Origin of the sequence: Streptomyces sp. NPDC126510 (assembly GCF_040302345.1) — a bacterium.
Lineage (GTDB): Bacteria > Actinomycetota > Actinomycetes > Streptomycetales > Streptomycetaceae > Streptomyces.
The window spans coordinates 185,481-202,473 of the sequence record NZ_JBEORR010000006.1 but is presented as its reverse complement, the minus strand read 5'-3'; the positions used below and the strand labels follow the sequence as shown (position 1 = coordinate 202,473).

Annotated in this window: 17 protein-coding genes and 1 pseudogene; 9 read left to right on the top strand and 9 right to left on the bottom strand. The window is 70.9% G+C overall.

What is annotated here, in order from left to right; all coding sequences use genetic code 11:
- Nucleotides 1-17: 17 nt before the first annotated feature.
- The 4 genes from ABTX60_RS10320 to ABTX60_RS10305 are packed head-to-tail and all read left to right on the top strand — an operon-like array spanning nt 18 to nt 3,985.
- Nucleotides 18-1,382 (top strand): FAD/NAD(P)-dependent oxidoreductase, encoded by a 1,365-nt coding sequence (locus ABTX60_RS10320; protein ID WP_352096657.1) that lies wholly within the window; start codon nt 18-20, stop codon nt 1,380-1,382.
- The gene (locus ABTX60_RS10315) at nt 1,379-2,269 is read left to right on the top strand and encodes a dihydrodipicolinate synthase family protein (protein ID WP_352096656.1); all 891 of its coding nucleotides are present in this window, start codon (nt 1,379-1,381) and stop codon (nt 2,267-2,269) included. Before ABTX60_RS10320 ends, ABTX60_RS10315 begins: the two co-directional genes overlap by 4 nt.
- 5 nt (nt 2,270-2,274) lie before the next feature.
- Nucleotides 2,275-3,276, top strand: coding sequence for a proline racemase family protein (locus ABTX60_RS10310; RefSeq protein ID WP_352096655.1), 1,002 nt, complete (start codon nt 2,275-2,277; stop codon nt 3,274-3,276).
- 37 nt (nt 3,277-3,313) lie between these two features.
- Complete coding sequence (locus ABTX60_RS10305; RefSeq protein ID WP_352096654.1) at nt 3,314-3,985, top strand: GntR family transcriptional regulator; 672 nt, start codon at nt 3,314-3,316, stop codon at nt 3,983-3,985.
- A gap of 29 nt (nt 3,986-4,014) precedes the next feature.
- Here ABTX60_RS10305 and ABTX60_RS10300 read toward each other — a convergent pair whose 3' ends face one another.
- Genes ABTX60_RS10300 through ABTX60_RS10290 form a run of 3 tightly spaced genes read right to left on the bottom strand, consistent with a single transcriptional unit; the run spans nt 4,015 to nt 6,193 of the window.
- Nucleotides 4,015-4,950: a PDR/VanB family oxidoreductase gene (locus ABTX60_RS10300; RefSeq protein WP_352096653.1), complete on the bottom strand. Its 936-nt coding sequence runs from the start codon at nt 4,948-4,950 to the stop codon at nt 4,015-4,017.
- Complete coding sequence (locus ABTX60_RS10295) at nt 4,947-5,126, bottom strand: hypothetical protein (RefSeq protein WP_053674963.1); 180 nt, start codon at nt 5,124-5,126, stop codon at nt 4,947-4,949. Before ABTX60_RS10295 ends, ABTX60_RS10300 begins: the two co-directional genes overlap by 4 nt.
- Complete coding sequence (locus ABTX60_RS10290; RefSeq protein WP_352096652.1) at nt 5,123-6,193, bottom strand: aromatic ring-hydroxylating dioxygenase subunit alpha; 1,071 nt, start codon at nt 6,191-6,193, stop codon at nt 5,123-5,125. The genes ABTX60_RS10295 and ABTX60_RS10290 overlap by 4 nt, the downstream gene beginning before the upstream one ends.
- Before the next feature lie 267 nt (nt 6,194-6,460).
- On the opposite strand from ABTX60_RS10290, the gene ABTX60_RS10285 reads away from it, so the two are divergent.
- Complete coding sequence (locus tag ABTX60_RS10285; protein ID WP_352096651.1) at nt 6,461-7,030, top strand: hypothetical protein; 570 nt, start codon at nt 6,461-6,463, stop codon at nt 7,028-7,030.
- Nucleotides 7,031-7,578: 548 nt separating this feature from the next.
- Here the strand turns inward: ABTX60_RS10285 and ABTX60_RS43220 are convergent.
- From ABTX60_RS43220 to ABTX60_RS10270, 3 genes and pseudogenes are all read right to left on the bottom strand, one after another.
- Nucleotides 7,579-7,851, bottom strand: a pseudogene (locus tag ABTX60_RS43220) (transposase); the annotation flags it as partial.
- Nucleotides 7,852-8,078: 227 nt separating this feature from the next.
- The gene (locus tag ABTX60_RS10275) at nt 8,079-8,495 is read right to left on the bottom strand and encodes a transposase family protein (RefSeq protein WP_352096784.1); all 417 of its coding nucleotides are present in this window, start codon (nt 8,493-8,495) and stop codon (nt 8,079-8,081) included.
- Nucleotides 8,496-8,606: 111 nt separating this feature from the next.
- Nucleotides 8,607-9,377, bottom strand: coding sequence for a hypothetical protein (locus tag ABTX60_RS10270; RefSeq protein WP_352096649.1), 771 nt, complete (start codon nt 9,375-9,377; stop codon nt 8,607-8,609).
- A 450-nt stretch (nt 9,378-9,827) separates the two neighbouring features.
- Here ABTX60_RS10270 and ABTX60_RS10265 point away from each other — a divergent pair, with 450 nt between their 5' ends.
- The 3 genes from ABTX60_RS10265 (at nt 9,828) to ABTX60_RS10250 (ending at nt 11,661) form a co-directional block, all read left to right on the top strand.
- Nucleotides 9,828-9,965, top strand: a complete 138-nt coding sequence (locus ABTX60_RS10265; protein ID WP_352096648.1) for a hypothetical protein — start codon at nt 9,828-9,830, stop codon at nt 9,963-9,965.
- A 95-nt stretch (nt 9,966-10,060) separates the two neighbouring features.
- On the top strand, nt 10,061-10,486 hold the full coding sequence (locus ABTX60_RS43215; protein ID WP_502992301.1) for a peptidoglycan-binding protein: 426 nt from the start codon (nt 10,061-10,063) through the stop codon (nt 10,484-10,486).
- Nucleotides 10,483-11,661 (top strand): hypothetical protein, encoded by a 1,179-nt coding sequence (locus tag ABTX60_RS10250; protein WP_352096647.1) that lies wholly within the window; start codon nt 10,483-10,485, stop codon nt 11,659-11,661. Before ABTX60_RS43215 ends, ABTX60_RS10250 begins: the two co-directional genes overlap by 4 nt.
- Here ABTX60_RS10250 and ABTX60_RS10245 read toward each other — a convergent pair.
- On the bottom strand, nt 11,640-12,956 hold the full coding sequence (locus tag ABTX60_RS10245; protein ID WP_352096646.1) for an MFS transporter: 1,317 nt from the start codon (nt 12,954-12,956) through the stop codon (nt 11,640-11,642). The genes ABTX60_RS10250 and ABTX60_RS10245 overlap by 22 nt on opposite strands.
- A 136-nt stretch (nt 12,957-13,092) precedes the next feature.
- On the opposite strand from ABTX60_RS10245, the gene ABTX60_RS10240 reads away from it, so the two are divergent.
- On the top strand, nt 13,093-15,144 hold the full coding sequence (locus ABTX60_RS10240; protein ID WP_352096645.1) for a phosphocholine-specific phospholipase C: 2,052 nt from the start codon (nt 13,093-13,095) through the stop codon (nt 15,142-15,144).
- On the opposite strand, the gene ABTX60_RS10235 is transcribed toward ABTX60_RS10240, so the two are convergent.
- Nucleotides 15,134-16,081 carry a DMT family protein gene (locus ABTX60_RS10235; protein ID WP_352096644.1) on the bottom strand — a complete coding sequence of 316 codons (948 nt, stop codon included), beginning with the start codon at nt 16,079-16,081 and terminating at the stop codon, nt 15,134-15,136. The two genes, ABTX60_RS10240 and ABTX60_RS10235, sit on opposite strands and share 11 nt — an antisense overlap.
- On the bottom strand, nt 16,078-16,881 hold the full coding sequence (locus ABTX60_RS10230; RefSeq protein WP_352096643.1) for a phosphatase PAP2 family protein: 804 nt from the start codon (nt 16,879-16,881) through the stop codon (nt 16,078-16,080). Before ABTX60_RS10230 ends, ABTX60_RS10235 begins: the two co-directional genes overlap by 4 nt.
- Between the last annotated feature and the right edge of the window lie 112 nt (nt 16,882-16,993).

Sequence of the window (16,993 nt, the reverse complement as noted above, 5' to 3'; positions counted from 1 at the left end):
CCGCGGGGAGGTGCGCCGTGCGGACTGATCTCGCCGTGATCGGTGCCGGACCGGCCGGGCTCGCCGCCGCCCTGGCCGCCTCCGCGCGCGGCGTACGGGTCGGGCTCGTCGACGCCGCGGCGCAACCCGGCGGGCAGTTCTACCGGCAGCCCGCCGCGGGACTCGGCGCCGCGCGGCCCGAGGCGCTGCACCACGGGTGGCGGGCCTGGGAGCGGCTGCGGGACGGACTTGCCGCCAGTGCCGTGCGCGTCCTGACGGAACACCACGTGTGGTGCGTGGAGCGGACGCCGAAGAGCTTCACCGTGCACGCCCTGCTCGGGCCGGAACAGGAGGAGCCCGCCGAGGTGCACGCCCGTGCCGTGCTCCTGGCCACCGGCGGCTACGAGCAGGTGCTGCCCTTCCCCGGCTGGACCCTCCCCGGCGTCGTCACGGCCGGGGGAGCCCAGGCCATGCTCAAGGGCGCGCTGGTGGTGCCCGGGCGTCGAGCCGTCGTGGCCGGGACCGGACCGCTGCTGCTGCCCGTGGCGACCGGGCTCGCCGCAGCCGGCGTCGAGGTCGCCGCGCTCGTCGAGTCGGCCGGGCCCGGGCGCCTCGCCCGCCACGCCCCCGCCCTGGCCGGGAAGCTCCCCGAGGGTGCCGGACACGCCGCCCGGCTGCTGCGCCACCGCGTCCCGGTCCTCACCCGGCACACCGTCGTCCGCGCCCACGGCGACGACCGGCTGACCGGTGTCACGGTCGCCGCGCTCGACGCCCGGGGCCGTGTCCGGCCCGGCACCGAGCGGCACCTGCCCTGTGACACTCTCGCCACCGGCCACGGCATGCTCCCGCACACCGACCTCGCGGAGAGCCTCGGATGCCGCCTCGACGGACTCACCGTGGCCGTCGACCCCGAGCAGCGCACGGACGTGCCCGGCGTGTGGGCTGCCGGTGAGGCCACCGGCATCGGCGGTGCCGCCCTCGCCCTCGCCGAGGGACACATCGCCGGCTGCTCCGCCGCCGCCCGCCTGCGCGGCACCGCCCCGGACCCGGCGCCCGCAGCCCTCAAGGCCCGTACGAAGCTCAGACGATCCGCCGCCGCCCTCGACTCCGCCTACCGGCCACCCGCCCACTGGCCCGAGCAGCTCACCGACGAGACCGTGATCTGCCGCTGCGAGGAGGTCACCGCGGGGTCCGTGCGCGAGGCCCTGCACCTCGGGGCGGGCGACGAACGCACCGTGAAGTTGCTCAGCCGGGCCGGGATGGGCTGGTGCCAGGGCCGGATGTGCGGCACCGCGATCGCCGCACTCGCCGGCTGCGCACCCACCCCGGCCAAACGCCCGTTCGCCCGTCCCGTGCCGCTCGGCGTCCTCGCCCGGCAACACTCCCAGGAGGGACCTTCATGACCGAACCCCGCCCCTGGCGCGGCGTGCTCGTCGCCACCGCGCTTCCGCTGAACGACGACCTCTCGGTGAACCACGACCGGTACGCCGAGCACTGCGCCTGGCTGGTCGACAACGGCTGCGACGGCGTCGTGCCGAACGGTTCCCTCGGCGAGTACCAGGTGCTCACGCCCGAGGAGCGGGCCCGGGTCGTCGAGACGGCCGTCGCCGCGATCGGCGGGGACCGCGTGATGCCCGGCGTCGCCGCCTACGGGTCCGCCGAGTCCCGCCGCTGGGCCGAGCAGGCCGCCGAGGCCGGCTGCCGCGCGGTGATGCTGCTGCCCCCGAACGCCTACCGCGCCGACGAACGTGCCGTCCTCGCCCACTACGCCGAGGTCGCCCGGGCGGGCCTGCCGGTCGTCGCGTACAACAACCCGATCGACACCAAGGTCGACCTCGTGCCCGAGCTGCTCGCCCGGCTGCACGGCGAAGGCCACATCCAGGGCGTGAAGGAGTTCTCGGGCGATGTCCGCCGGGCCTACCGGATCGCCGAACTCGCCCCTGAGCTGGACCTGTTGATCGGTGCGGACGACGTCCTGCTGGAGCTGGCCGTCGCAGGCGCCAAGGGCTGGGTGGCGGGCTACCCGAACGCGCTGCCCCGGTCCTCGGTCGAGCTGTACCGGGCCGCCGTCGGCGGCGACCTGGACACCGCCCTGCCCCTGTACCGGCAGCTGCACCCGCTGCTGCGCTGGGACTCGCGGGTGGAGTTCGTCCAGGCCATCAAGCTGTCCATGGACCTCGTCGGCCGCCACGGCGGTCCCTGCCGCCCGCCCCGGGTGCCACTGCTGCCCGAGCAGGAAGCCGCCGTCCGGGCCGCCACCGAGAAGGCCGTCGCGACCGGACTGAGCTGAGGACCATGCGCACCAAACTCGTCCTGCACGCCGTCGACTCGCACACCGAGGGCATGCCCGCCCGCGTGATCACCGGTGGCATCGGCACCATTCCGGGTGCCACCATGAACGAACGACGGCTGTGGTTCCGCGAACACCGCGACGACATCAAGCAGTTGCTGATGAACGAGCCCCGCGGCCACTCCGCCATGAGCGGCGCGATCCTCCAGCCGCCGACCCGGCCCGACTGCGACTGGGGCGTCTTCTACATCGAGGTCTCCGGCTATCTGCCGATGTGCGGGCACGGCACCATCGGTGTGGCGACCGTGCTGGTCGAGACCGGCATGGTCGAGGTCGTCGAGCCGGTCACCACCATCCGGCTCGACACCCCGGCGGGCCCGGTCGTCGCCGAGGTGGCGGTCGAGGGCGGGGCAGCACAGGCGGTCACCCTCCGCAACGTCCCCTCCTTCGCCGTCGGCCTCGACCGCGAGGCCACCCTCGCCGACGGCCGGACGGTGACGTACGACCTCGCGTTCGGCGGCAACTTCTACGCCATCCTGCCGCTGGAGCGGTTCGGCCTGCCCTTCGACCGGTCCCGCAAGGACGAGATCCTCGCAGCGGGCCTGTCCCTCATGGCCGCCGTCAACGCCGAGGACCCGCCCGTCCACCCGGAGGACCCCTCCATCCGCGGCCTCCACCACGTCTACCTGGCCGCCCCGGGCTCGACCGCCCGCCACTCCCGGCACGCCATGGCCATCCACCCCGGCTGGTTCGACCGCTCGCCCTGCGGCACCGGTACCAGCGCCCGCATGGCCCAGCTGCACGCGCGCGGCGAACTCCCGCTGCACACCGAGTTCGTGAACGAGTCCTTCATCGGCACCCGCTTCACGGGCAGACTGCTCGGCACGACCGAGGTCGCCGGACACCCGGCCGTGCTGCCCAGCTTCACCGGCCGCGCCTGGATCACCGGCACCGCCCAGTACCTGCTGGACCCCGAGGACCCGTTCCCGGCGGGGTTCGTCCTGTAGGCCCCCGCAAGCGCACACGAGAGGAACCCCGACCGTCATGGCTCCGCAGCACACCCCCGCCCTGCCCGTGCTGGGCAGCAGGAAGCCCAGTCACCGGGAGCGGGTCGCGGACGCGCTGCGGGCCGCCCTGATCGCCGGTGAACTGCGGCCCGGCGAGGTCTACTCGGCCCCCGGCCTGGCCGCCCGCTTCGGCGTCTCCGCCACACCGGTGCGCGAGGCCATGCTCGACCTGGCGAAGGAGGGCCTGGTCGACACCGTGCCCAACAAGGGCTTCCGGGTCACCGCCGTCTCCGAGCGGCAACTCGACGAGTACACCCACATCCGGGCGCTGATCGAAATCCCCACCACAGCGGACCTGGCCCGCACGGCCGACCCGGTGGCACTGGAGGCGCTGCGCCCGGTCGCCGAAGAGATCGTCGCCTCCGCGAGAGCCGGCGACCTCATCGCCTATGTCGAGGCCGACCTGCGCTTCCACCTCGGCCTGCTGGCCCTCGCAGGCAACGGCCATCTCGTGGACGTCGTACGCGACCTCAGACGCCGCTCCCGGCTCTACGGACTGACGGCGCTGGTGGAACAGGGGCGGCTCGAGGCGTCGGCCGAGGAGCACCTGGAGATCCTGGACGCGCTGCTCGCCCGCGACGAGGAGGCCGTACGCGCCGTGATGGCCCGGCACCTCGGACATGTCCGGGGCCTGTGGGCCGCGCCCTGAACAGGCCCGGCCGGGACAGGGCGGGCCGTTCACAGGTCCAGGACGAGCCGCTTCCCACGGCAGCGGGACACGCAGATCATCATGGTCTCGCCGGCCGCGCGCTCGTCGTCCGTCAGCACCGAGTCCCGGTGGTCCGGCTCGCCGCCCAGGACGTCGGTCTCACACGTGCCGCAGGTGCCCTCGGTGCAGGAGTACAGCACTTCGACCCCGGCGGCACGCACGGCGTCGAGCACGGACACGTCCGGCGCGACGGTCAGCGTCCGTCCGCTCCGCGCGAGCTCCACCTCGAACGCGGTGTCGTCGCCGCTCTCCTGCTCCTTCGGCCGGAACCGCTCGACGCGCAGCACCCCGGACGGGCACCGGGCCTCGACCGCGTCCAGCAGCGGCCCGGGGCCGCAGCAGTAGACGAGGGTGCCCTCCGGCACGTCGTCCAGCACGGACGGCAGGTCCAGCAGGCCCGACTCGTCCTCGGGCGCGATCGTCACGCGGTCGCCGTAGCGGCCGAGTTCCTCCGCGAAGGCCATGGACCCGCGGGTGCGCCCGCCGTACAGCAGCGTCCAGTCCGCGCCCGCAGCTTCGGCCGCCGCCAGCATGGTCAGGATCGGCGTGATGCCGATGCCTCCCGCGACGAAGCGGTACCGGGGAGCGGGCTCCAGACGGAAGTTGTTCCGGGGGCCGCGCACCCGCACCTTGCCGCCCGCACCCAACTGCTCGTGCACATGGGCCGAGCCGCCCCGCCCGGGGCGCTCGCGCAGCACCGCGATCCGCCAGGCCGACCGGTCCGCCGGATCGCCGCACAGCGAGTACTGCCGCTCCAGACCGGGCGCTGGCAGGACGTCGACGTGGGCGCCCGGTTCCCACGCCGGGAGCGGCTCGCCCAGTGGATGGCGCAGGGTCAGGGCGAGCACGCCATCGGCCACGAACTCCCTGCGCTCGATGACGAGTTCGGATTCGTACACACTCATGAACTGTTTCCTCGTGGCTCGTCGACCAAGTGCCCCTGCGGATGGGCGAGCATCCACTCCCACATCTCGACGGGGTCCTGCGCGGTGTGCTCGCGGCCGCAGTGGCACGTGCCGTGCAGGGTGTCGGTGCCGGGCAGCCAGGCGATGCGGTAGACCTCGCCGGTCGGAGCGGTCACCGGACCTTCTCCACGGGCTTCTCGCCCTGCTCCACCAGCCGGGCGAGGATGCGGCGGGCGGCCAGGCCACCGGTGTCGATGTTGATGCTCAGCTCCTGGTAGCCGGTGCGTTCGGTGCCGAGGGTCCTCTGCAGCAGGTTGAGCGCGGTGACGTCCTGCATCACCACCGTGTGGTTGTTGCCCCGCAGGAACTCGGTGACCTCGGCGTCGTCGGTCGCCCAGTCCCGGGACACCGCCCAGAAGTCGTACACCGAGCCGTCGCCGGACGGCGTGATCGCGTAGGTGATCTCGGTGTGGAAGCCGTTCGGGTCGCTGCCGTCCGCCTCCGGCAGCACCCCGACCGGGGCGATCCGGCTGTGCAGCAGATAGAGGCAGGGGGCGTGGTACTCGATGTCCTGCCAGCGGGTGATCCGGCCCTCGATGCCGGTCGACCTGGCGTAGAACGGTGGGCACTCGGCGTCGTCCATGTGCCGGCTCACCCGGACGATCCCGGCACCCTCGTCGACCTCGGTGGTGATCGGCGTCTCGGCGACTTCGGGAGTGCCGATGTAGCCGCCGTGCAGATACGTCTCGTGGGACAGGTCGAGGAGGTTGTCGACGAGCAGGCCGTAGTCGCAGTCGATGGGCTCCATGCCCCGCACGGTGACCCAGCCGGGGGAGTCGAGGTGCCGGGCCCGGGGGATGGTCTGCGGATCGGCGAGCGCCGGGTCGCCGATCCACACCCAGATCAGCGAGTCCTGTTCGACGACCGGGTAGGAGGCGACCCGCGCGGTGCGCGGCACCCGCTTCTGCCCGGGCACGTACACGCACGTACCGGACGTGTCATAGGTGAACCCGTGGTAGCCGCACACGATCCGGTCCCCGTCCAGCCGCGTCGGCGCTTCCGACAGGGGGTAACGGCGGTGCACACAGCGGTCGTGCAGGACGACCGGCGTACCGTCCTCCTCGGTCCGGTAGAGCACGAGCGTCTCACCGAGGATCGTCCGGCCGAGCAACTCCCGCCCCACCTCGTGGCTGTAGGCGGCGACGTACCACTGGTTCCTGGCGAAGGCGGTCATGTGAGGCATGGGGTTCCCGTCCCTGTCGGCGGGGCGTCGTCGCCCCGCGTGCCGTGGTTGGACTCAGGGTCCTGACGGGTGTGGCTGTCGCGCAAGGCGGCTTCCGTCAGGCGGAAGCGTCTCTGTGGAAGAGCTGGTCAGGGCCTTGCTGTGGGTCCTGCTCATCACTGGCTCACACGGACGCATCCCCGGAAGGTGTCAGTGAAACCACGCAATCGCCTACCTAACCGGTGTGCTGGGCGCCCGTGCTCATTTTCCCGCGGCTAGCCTCACCGCATGCCTCTCACCGTTGATCAATTGGCCGGGTACGTGGATCGGGATCTGGACGCCGACCTGGCGCGCTGGTTTCCCGACGAGCCGCGGGTCGACATCCCGGCGTCGACCCGCCCGGTCGAACCGTTCCTCACCAGGCTCCCGCGCGCCGCCGCGACCGCGTTGGCCGGCTTCGACCGCAGGGTCCGATCGGGAACCATGCCGGCGGGGTTTCTCGACATCTACGACTGGTCGTACGGCTTCGACTTCGCGGCCAACGACTGCCAGATCCTCGACTCCGACTATGAGACGGAGCTTTCCGATGACGATGTGTGGTCCATCGGCGCCGACGGAGGAGGCAACTACTACGTCGTGCTGACCAACGGCCGGGTCGCGGTGTGGTTCCACGAGGAGGAGGTCATAGAGGCCCAGACGCAGTTCGACAACCTCGACGTCTTCCTGTGGTCGGTCATCCGATACCACGCCGTGCGCGCCGGTGTTCTCGACCTGGCAGCGGTCGAAGCCGACTTCCGCGCCCTCGGGCAGCCTGGAGTGCTGGCGGGAGGGACCGGACTCCTCGCCTCGCTCTCGTGATGCCAGGGCCCGGCAATCGGCAGCGTCTGTTGGGCACCTCGGACACGGGGGCGGGTACTCAAGGCTCACGGGCCGCCCTCCGCGATCAGGCAGAAGCCGGACATCGCGGCCTGGGTGATCGGCGGTGGCGAAGCAGACCTCTGTCGCCGGACCGGCCGCAGCGGGGCGGACTACGCCCACAGCGCCTTGCGTTCATCCATTCGGCGATGCGGGCGACGTTGCGGGCCAGCGCGGTGATCACGGGCTGCCCGTGGGCTTTCGCCGAGCCGCGGTAGCGGTAGCGGCGCAGGCCGTGGGCGCGGACGGGCAGTCATCGGACTGTCCCTCCTGGAGCGGATTCGGGCCCACCGCACACCTCTCCCGGATCACGGTCTTGGGCGGCGGCTGTCGGCGTCGAGGGCTTCGGCGAGTTCGGCGCGCAACAGGTGACGGGTGCGCACCAGGATTCGCCCGAGCAGGTTCCTTCCGTTCCCGGTCCTGCCTCGACCCCGGTAGTGATCGGTGGTGGTGTCTTCGACGATCTCTTCGTCACCGGTGGAAAGCAGAATGTCATCCCTGCCGTGCCCGCGGTCCCTGGAGCGGTGCAGGACGGGCACGTCCTTCCAGGGAAGTCGCCTCAACTGGCCTGCGAGCTTGGGCTGGTTGTTCTTGATCGACAGCAGGTAGTGGGCGTGGCGTTGTTCGACGAGGTAGCTGGCGTGGTCCTTCTGTGCGTGCAGGGCGTCCACGGTGACCACGGCGTCGGCCAGGCCGGTGTCGTCGATCTGGTCGAGGAGCGGCGTGAATTCGGGAATTTCGTTGGTCTTCGCTCCGATCTCACGCAGGGCCGCGGTCAGGGTGTCGTCGTGCCGCACGGAGGTCAGTACGAACACGCGGCTGCCGTCGGCGCGGACTGCGCCGCGCAGACACTTTCCATCCACCGCGAACGCCCGTCGCGACGGCCGAACGTCGCCTTGTTGCGGTGCGGCGGTCCCATGCGCACGCGGTCGTTCCCGCTCACGGACACCGTCCGGTGCCGTGGCGCAGGGGGATGAGGGCGTCAGGGCCGTCAGGCGGGCGAAGCCGGCCTGGGTGAGCGCGGCGGCGTCCACCTTGCCGAAAACGTCCCGCAAGGTCCGCTCGCCGGGAGCTGTGAAGCGGCCGGTGAACGGATCGTGGGGGCAGCCGAGGCGCGCAAGTACCGCTTGGTCGCAGCGTCTTGCCACTCGGCGATCGCGGTCAGTGAGTTGTGCCCCGCGCTGGTCATCGCACACACGCCCACCGCGAGTAGCGTCGCCAGCCGGTGTCGCACACCCCGGGGATCACGCGGGTCAGGCACCCGGCTCAGCGCTTCCACCAGCCCGCAGGCACGAGCGTCCCCGGCGGCGAGGAGGGCAGGGGCGCCGCGTCCGGGGCGATGGGCGTAGGCGATGATGAAACAGCGAGCACGGCAACCTTGCAGATCGTGACGCGTAGAGAACTCCATGATCACAAGGGGCAGTGCTCGCCTTGCACCCAGGGCTGACACAGCGTCACATACTCAACCGGGCGAACGTGACTGCCCCCGGGGCCTGCAGTTGACCTGCAACGATCGAGGCTAGAAGGCGGCAGCGGCCACTGCCTCGGCTTCCGGCAGCAGGTCCTTGCTCTCCTGGATCACCCTCTCGTACGTGCGCTCGTGGTCCCCGCTTTCGAGAGCGAACCGCAGGAGCGAGGCGGACCAGTTGTCGAAGAGCGAGAACGTGCGGTCCACCACCCGCTTGGCTTCCTCGCGCTGTGCGTCGTCGAGGGACGGCAGGCTTTTCTCTTCCACCTCGGGCGACTTTATGCTGTGCGACGCCTCCGCCATGTAGTGTTTGGTGCCGAAAAACTCACATTCGCGACCGTCCCGCAGGGCGATTCCCCGGCAGTGGGTGAAGATCGTGATGGAGACAGCCTCGATGGACTCGACCATCGCGAAAACGGCGTAGGTGGGGGCGCCCGCGGCGAGCGCGGCCAGTTCCAGGCAGAGACGTCGAGAGTGGCTGAAGTCGGCGCTCCACAGGACCCGCGTGGCGTCCGACAGGGGCATGCTGCTGTCGGCCCCCAGCTTCTCCAGGTCGGTCAGCATCCACTGCCAGTGGAAGTCCTCTTCGTACGTGTGCGCGTTCAGAAGGGCCTGCAGCTGATCGGGCCGGGCGTTGCCTTCGTCTTTGCGGAAGACGTACTTGTTCAGGTCGGAGTAGCCCATGATGAAGGGAACCACGCTGGGCCCCCACGCCAGACGCCTTTCTCCGGGGAGCGACTCGTCGGTGAGCAGGCGAGTGAAGAATGCATGGTTCTCGTACGTTTTCCGATGTTCTTCGATGTAGTCGATGACCTTCTGCATGGAAAACTCCGTTCAAGACGTGTCGACATCTCCGCAGCGACAGGCGGAGAAGACACCATCGCATGGGTCTCTTCAACTCATCGTGTTTCACAGAGCGTTGACATGGAGTCTGTTCTCCCTTCCCGTCGGGATTGCCCATCCTTCTGGAGCGCACAGCCGCACCGCGACCGGCCCGTGATCCCCGACAGGTGAGGACGCCAACCAGGTTCAGCACCACCGCACCCCGACGCGCGCACGGTCAACCCGAGGCCGTCCTGACCCTCGACGGCGTCCCGTGATCAAACGGGCGAACGTGACTCTCCCCGGGGCCCTGTCACCCTCCATGGCATCCCATGATCAAAACGGACGAAGGCCACTCTCCCCGGGGCCTTGGGGGACCGGGTGCGTCTTGCCTGTCGGCTACGCGAGGGAGGCCGCCCCGCCTGGGGCACCGAGCCGACGGTGGTGTCGGTGAGCCGGACGGTGCTCGTCGAGACGCTGGAGCGCGGCCTCGTCATCGCCGAACGCGAGTGGTCTGCCCGGCTCGCCGCCGGCCTGGGACGAGTGTCCGCGAACGAGAGAAGCGTTCGCGGACACCCCGCGCGATGATGCGCTGGTCGAGAAGCAGTTGCCGCGTCAAAAAGTGAAAGCGCAACGGATTCCCCCGACTTCTTCGTCACGAGAAATGCGCTTAATCTGGATATATGGAAAAGACACAGTTCTATGTGGTCAAGCGCGGTGACACCCTCATCAAGATCGCGTCCATGCACCATGTGACGCTCGACCAGATTCTCGAGTGGAATCCCGAGATCGAGAATCCCGACATCATCCATCCCGGTCAGCGAATCCGTGTGGCGGCACCGGCCATGCACGGGGATTTCGAACCGTTCCCGGGCGCCGACTTCTTCCAGTCCTCCGTCACGAGCCCCGTCATCGAGGCCATGGGCTTCCGCCTCATCGAGGAGGACTGTTCGGCGTACGCCGGCGGGCCCGACTCCCAGTGGAGCGAGGCGGACCGGAAGTCGTATGCGATGTGGCAGCGCAAGCTCGGATTCAGAGGCCACGACGCCGACGGCACGCCGGGCCCGAAGTCATGGGAGAGGCTTCACGTACCCGCCGTCTTCGAGTGATCGGCATCGCGCCGGGCCGCCCGCCGCGGACGGCCTGGCGCGCACGGGCCCGGGCGCGCATCGCCTATCTCGAAGCGGAACTGGAACACGAAAGTGCCAGACGGGCTCGCGGCGACAGGGCGGCGCTCATCGAGGGAATGCGGGGGCATCTCGAAAAGGCCCGCGTGGCCGCGGACGAGGATTTCGGATGGCGGAAACTGTGGTCGGGATCGGCTGCCCGTGAGGGCGTTTGCTCGAACATCCGCAACGCCGAGGTGTTGCTGATTCAACTGGTTTCCGACGAAGAAGCCGCGGGCCGCGTCAGTGAGATCATGGCGCTGGTCAAGGACCATCTGGACGCGGACGACCCACGGCGGGTCCGGCTGGCCCTGCGCCTGCGTCCCATCATCTCCGGCGACGTCACCGCGAGCGACCGGGACCTCATGGCCCGGGCGCTCGACGCCGCGTACTGCAGCCTGGACGACGAACTGGCCCGGGTGCGCAGTCTGCGCAACATCCTCTGGGCCGCGACGGTCCTCGTGGTGATCGGGGTGGTGAACCTGGCTCTGTACGGATGGTTCTCGCCCGGTTCGCTGAGCCTGTGCTTCTCACCCCAGGGCGGCTCCGGAGACAAAGTCACCGTCGTGTGCCCCACCTCCGAGCACTACGGCCGGGCCGCCGACACCGACGCGAGCGAACTGGCCGGCCCGACGGACATCCTCACCGTCGAGATCGCCGGACTCGCCGGTGCCGCCCTCACCGTCATCGCGTCGCTGCGCCGCATCCGGGGCACCGACTCCCCCTACATGCTGCCCCTGGCGTCGGCGGTGCTGAAGCTGCCCACCGGCGCCCTGTCGGCCTTCCTCGGGCTGCTGCTGATCCGGGGCGCCTTCGTCCCCGGACTGAGCGACCTCGACAGCAGGGCGCAGGTCCTCGCCTGGGCCGCGGCCTTCGGCGCCGCACAGCATCTGGTGACGCGTCTCGTCGACGACCGTGCCCAGATGACGCTGTCGGAGGTGGGCCGGACCACCGACGCCGTGATCAAGCCCGAGAGAGTCGCTGTCAGGGAAGGACTGCCGGCGTCCGCCGCCGGGTCGCCCAACGGCGCCGGACCGCACGACGAGCCGCACGGGCACGACGGGGGCGGCGAACCGGTTCCCGACGGCGGGCCACCTCACCGCCGCAACGGGGCGTGAGCCGTCTCCGGCAGCCGCAGGTACACCACCGACGACACCAGGCAGATCACCGCGACGTACCACGGGAACAGCCCCGCGTGCCCCTGCTCCTTGAACAGCGTGCCCACGTACGGGGCGGTGCCGCCGAAGAGGGCCACCGTCAGGGAGTAGGGGAAGCCGATGCCCGCGGCGCGGACCCGGGGCGGGAAGATCTCCGCGTTCACGGCCGCGCTGATCGAGGTGAACCCGGTCAGCAGCACCATGCCCACGCACTGCACGAGCAGCAGCACGGCGAACGAGTCGCTCAGGGTGTGCAGCAGCGGCACCGCGAGCAGCGCGAAGCCCAGGCCGAAGAAGAGCAGCAGGGGGCGGCGGCCGAAGCGGTCCGAGAGCAGACCGCCGAGCGGCTGCAGCAGGGCGAAGAACGCCAGTGAGATCGTGCCCGCGAGCAGCGCGTCCGACTTCTCGACACCGGCGTTGAGTTCGGCGTACGTCGGCAGGTACGACGTCCACGTGTAGTAGGCGATGGTGCCGCCCGCCGTGATGCCGCCGATGAGCAGCGACTCGCGCGGGTGCCGGCGCAGCGCCTCGAACAGGCCCGGGCGCGGCGCGTGCTGCTGCTCGGCGCTGCGGGTCTCCTGCGCTCCCTGCCGGATCCAGAACCCGACCAGACTCAGCACGGCGCCGAGCACGAACGGCACCCGCCAGCCCCAGCCGTTCATCTGCCCGTCGCTCAGCGTGTCCACGAGCAGGGTGGCGACGGCGGAGGCGACCAGCTGCCCCACCGTCGTCGACACGTACTGGAAGCTGGAGAACAGTCCGCGCCGGCCAGGGCCCGCCGACTCCACCAGGAACGTCGTCGAGGCCGCGAACTCGCCGCCCACGGAGAGTCCCTGCAGCAGCCGGGCGAGGACGAGGACCACCGGCGCCAGGACTCCCACGGCCGCGTAGGTCGGGGTGAGCCCGACCAGCAGACTGCTGCCGCCCATCAGCAGGATGGTGACCGTGAGGGCGGCCCGCCGCCCGTGCCGGTCCGCGACCGCGCCCATCAGCAGTCCGCCCACCGGCCGCATGAAGAACCCCACGGCGAACACCGCGAACGTGGACAGCAGCGGCACCAGTGAGTTGTCCGCGCTCTTGGGGAAGACCTGGGCGGCGATGTACGTGGCCAGAAACGTGTAGGCGTACCAGTCGTACCACTCCACCGCATTGCCCACCGAGGCGGCGAGGAGCTGGCGAACGGGCCGTTTCGTGGGCGGGGAAACCGTCTGCGTCTCTGTCACGCCCCTCACCCTCCCCCGGCAATGGCCCGGCATACCGTCCGTACCGGCGACTTTCACATGAGTGTCACGTGCCCCTTCCTTGGCGTTTGGTGTCCCTGAAACACTCCTTCCGCGCAGATTCCGTCAGGTTCCGGCCATCCCGCACCTCAGGATGAGAGGTCTGTCCTTCATGTCCGAAGTAAACCGGCGCCGCTTTCTCCAACTCGCGGGTGCCACCACGGCCTTCAGTGCCCTGTCCGCCAGCATCCAGCGCGCCGCCGCCCTTCCGGCGAACCACCGCACCGGGTCGATCGAGGACGTCGAGCACATCGTCGTCCTGATGCAGGAGAACCGTTCCTTCGATCACTACTTCGGCACCCTGAGAGGCGTCCGCGGCTTCGGCGACCCCCGCCCGGTCACCCTCGACAACGGCAAACCGGTCTGGCACCAGGAGAAGGACGGCAAGGAGATCCTGCCGTTCCACCCGGACGCCGACGACCTCGGCATGCAGTTCCTGGAGGGCCTGCCGCACTCCTGGCCCGACGGCCACCAGGCCTACGACGGCGGCAAGTACGACCGCTGGGTGCCCGCGAAGGGCACCACGACCATGGCGTACCTGACCCGCGAGGACATCCCGTTCCACTACGCCCTCGCCGACTCCTTCACCGTCTGCGACGCCTACCACTGCTCGTTCATCGGCTCCACCGACCCCAACCGCTACTACATGTGGTCCGGGTACACCGGCAACGACGGCACCGGCGGCGGCCCGGTCCTCGGCAACGACGAACTCGGCTACGGCTGGACGACCTACCCCGAGCGCCTGGAGCGGGCCGGCATCTCCTGGAAGATCTACCAGGACATCGGCGACGGCCTCGACGCCCAGGGCTCCTGGGGCTGGATCCAGGACGCCTACCGCGGCAACTACGGCGACAACTCGCTGCTCTACTTCAACACGTACCGCGACGCCAAGCCCGGCGACCCCTGGTACGACAAGGCCCGCACCGGCACGAACGCCAAGGCCGGCGAGGGCTACTTCGACCTGCTGCGCGCCGACGTCAAGGCAGGCAGGCTGCCGCAGATCTCCTGGATCGCCGCCCCCGAGGCCTTCTCCGAGCACTCCAACTGGCCCTCGAACTACGGCGCCTGGTACATCGCGCAGGTCCTCGACGCCCTCACCTCCAACCCGGAGGTCTGGTCGAAGACCGCCCTGTTCATCACCTACGACGAGAACGACGGCTTCTTCGACCACGTGGTGCCGCCGCTGCCCCCGAAGGACGCCTCCCGCGGACTGTCCACCGTCGACGTCTCCCTCGACCTCTTCCCGGGCGACGGCAAGAACACGGCGGGCCCCTACGGTCTCGGCCCCCGCGTACCGATGCTGGTCGTCTCGCCGTGGAGCAAGGGCGGCTACGTCTGCTCCGAGACCCTCGACCACACCTCGATCCTGCGGTTCATGGAGCGCCGCTTCGGCGTGCGCGAGACGAACATCTCGCCCTGGCGACGCGCCGTCTGCGGTGATCTGACGTCCGCGTTCGACTTCTCCCGCAAGGACGCCCGCCCGGTCCCGCTGCCCGGTACCGACGGATACGAGCCGCAGGACCGCGAGCGCCACCCCGACTACAAGCCGGTCCCGCCCGCCGATCCGCGCATGCCCCGCCAGGAGCGCGGCCTGCGCCGCTCCCGGCCACTGAGGTACGCCCCGCACGTGGACGCCTCGGTCGACACCGCGGCCGGGAAGCTCACCCTCACCTTCGCCACCGGGGCGAAGGCCGGCGGCGCCTTCCACGTCACCTCGGGCAACCGCGCCGACGGCCCCTGGATGTACACAACGGAGGCCGGCAAGACGCTCTCCGACACCTGGAACTCGGCGTACTCCGGCGGCTCCTACGACCTGACCGTGCACGGCCCGAACGGCTTCGTGCGCGTCTTCAAGGGCTCGAACAAGGCGGCCGGCTGCGAGGTCACCGCCCGCCACACCGGTGACGACATCGAGCTGACCATCACCAACCGTGGTTCCGGCGCCGTCCGTCTGAAGCTCGCCGACGCGTACGGCGGCCGGCCCGCGACCGTCACCGTCCGCCCGGGCGCGAAGGTGTGCCGGACCGTCGAACTCGCCGGCAGCCGCCGCTGGTACGACCTGACCGTCACCGCCGAGGGCGACAAGGCGTTCCTGCGGCGGCTCGCCGGGCACGTCGAGAACGGGCAGCCGGGGGTGAGCGACCCGGCGATCATCACCGCGTAGCGGGAGTGAGGTGCCCCGGATCGTGCGGCCGGGGCACCAGCGCCGGTTCGGGTGTGGCCGAGCCGGGCTCCAGGGCCAGGACGGCGGCCACCGGGTGGTCGTCGTCGGCGGGGGCCGGCGCGGGTGCCGCCCGGGTCAGCAGCACCACGCCCCAGGACGCGAGGCCCGCCCCGGCGAGCGCGAGCAGCATGCCCGCCGGCCCGCCCTGGAGGCGCTCGCCGAGCAGCGACAGGCCGATCACCGCGGCGGCCAGCGGGTTGGACAGGGTCACCATCGCGAGGGGCCCGCCCAGACCGCCCCGGTACGCCGTCTGCGACAGCACCAGCCCGCCGGCCGCGAAGGCCGCCACGAGCAGGGCCACGCCGACCACCTGGACGCTCAGCACCGGGCCGGACCGGTCCGTGGCGGCCACCGTCACGCTCTGCGTGAGGGCCGAGGCGACCCCGGAGGCGAGACCGGACGCGGTAGCGTGCCGCAGCCCGGGGCGGGCGCCGGGCCGGGACAGCATCCCGATGAGCGCCGCGGTGGCGCCGGCCACCGCGAGCGCCTCGGGAACGCTCAGCACACCGTCCGGCGCCGGGCCGGACGCCGTGACCAGGATCGCGCCCAGTCCCAGGAGGGTCAGGGCGGTGCCCCTCCACTCGACCGCGCTCACCCGCCGTCCGGCCATCCGCGCCCCCATGGGCACCGCCGCGACCAGGGTGAGCGCGCCGAGCGGCTGGACCAGGGTCAGCGGGCCGTACCGGAGGGCGACGACGTGCAGCAGTGCGGCCGACGCGTTCAGCCCGACCGACCACCACCAGGCGCCGCTGCCGAGCAGCCGCAGCGTGCCCGCTCCCGGGGAACGGGAGGCGAGCCGCTCCTGGGCGACCGCCGCGGCGGCGTAGGCGACGGCGGAGACGAGGGACAGGGCGACGGCGATCAGTACGGCGTTCATCGGCCGGCTCCCACGAGCGCCTGCCCGTCCCGCTGAGCCGGTACGAGGCTGCCCTGCGCCCGGCCGGCCGTGGTCGCCGTGCGGTGCGGCAGCGGAATCACCGAGAGGGCGAGGCCGAGCAGGGCCGCCGCCACCATCGCGTCGAGCCAGTAGTGGTTCGCGGTGCCGACGATCACCAGCAGTGTCAGCAGGGGATGCGCCAACCAGAGCAGGCGCCACCGTGAGCGGGTGGCGGCGATCAGGCCGATCGCGACCATCAGCGCCCAGCCGAAGTGCAGCGACGGCATCGCCGCGAACTGGTTCGACAGGGAGTCCGTCGCGGGATTGCCGTAGACCGACGGCCCGTACACCCGCGCCGTGTCGACCAGGCCGGTCGCGGCCAGCATGCGGGGCGGGGCGAGAGGGAACAGCAGGTGCAGGGCGAGTGCGGCGGCCGTGACCGCGGCCAGGACCCGGCGGGCCCAGACGTAGTGGACCGGCCGGCGCAGGTAGAGCCAGATCAGGAAGGCGGCGGTGGCGGGGAAGTGGACGGCCGCGTAGTAGGTGTTCGCGATGTGCGCCAGGCCGTCACCGTGCAGCAGGAGCGACTGCACCGCTCCCTCGCCGGGCAGATGGACCGCTCGCTCGAAGTCCCACACGCGGTGTGCGTTGTGGAAGGCCTCACCGGTGTGGCCGGTGGCCAGCTGCCGGCCGAACTTGTAGACCAGGAAGAGCCCTGCGACGAGCAGGAGCTCCCGGACGAGCGGCGGTCGCGCTATCGCGTCGGACCCCGCTGGCGCAGGCTCGGTTCGGGCATTCATCCCCCGGCCCCTTCGGTGACGGTGGTGCTCTTATCGGTACGAGAGCGTACCGATACGCCAGTGTACCGATACGGCTGCGTACCGGTACACTGGCGTATCGATAGACGTAGGA

Excerpts from the sequence above, each read along its gene's own strand:
- ABTX60_RS10305 (WP_352096654.1), top strand. The coding sequence starts at position 3,314 with ATGGCTCCGCAGCACACCCCCGCCCTGCCCGTGCTGGGCAGCAGGAAG.
- ABTX60_RS10245 (WP_352096646.1), bottom strand. The coding sequence starts at position 12,956 with ATGCCGGGCCATTGCCGGGGGAGGGTGAGGGGCGTGACAGAGACGCAG.
- ABTX60_RS10285 (WP_352096651.1), top strand. The coding sequence starts at position 6,461 with ATGCCTCTCACCGTTGATCAATTGGCCGGGTACGTGGATCGGGATCTG.
- ABTX60_RS10300 (WP_352096653.1), bottom strand. The coding sequence starts at position 4,950 with ATGAGTGTGTACGAATCCGAACTCGTCATCGAGCGCAGGGAGTTCGTG.
- ABTX60_RS10235 (WP_352096644.1), bottom strand. The coding sequence starts at position 16,081 with ATGAACGCCGTACTGATCGCCGTCGCCCTGTCCCTCGTCTCCGCCGTC.
- ABTX60_RS10310 (WP_352096655.1), top strand. The coding sequence starts at position 2,275 with ATGCGCACCAAACTCGTCCTGCACGCCGTCGACTCGCACACCGAGGGC.
- ABTX60_RS10275 (WP_352096784.1), bottom strand. The coding sequence starts at position 8,495 with ATGGAGTTCTCTACGCGTCACGATCTGCAAGGTTGCCGTGCTCGCTGT.
- ABTX60_RS10240 (WP_352096645.1), top strand. The coding sequence starts at position 13,093 with ATGTCCGAAGTAAACCGGCGCCGCTTTCTCCAACTCGCGGGTGCCACC.
- ABTX60_RS43215 (WP_502992301.1), top strand. The coding sequence starts at position 10,061 with ATGGAAAAGACACAGTTCTATGTGGTCAAGCGCGGTGACACCCTCATC.
- ABTX60_RS10230 (WP_352096643.1), bottom strand. The coding sequence starts at position 16,881 with ATGAATGCCCGAACCGAGCCTGCGCCAGCGGGGTCCGACGCGATAGCG.
- ABTX60_RS10315 (WP_352096656.1), top strand. The coding sequence starts at position 1,379 with ATGACCGAACCCCGCCCCTGGCGCGGCGTGCTCGTCGCCACCGCGCTT.
- ABTX60_RS10270 (WP_352096649.1), bottom strand. The coding sequence starts at position 9,377 with ATGCAGAAGGTCATCGACTACATCGAAGAACATCGGAAAACGTACGAG.
- ABTX60_RS10290 (WP_352096652.1), bottom strand. The coding sequence starts at position 6,193 with ATGCCTCACATGACCGCCTTCGCCAGGAACCAGTGGTACGTCGCCGCC.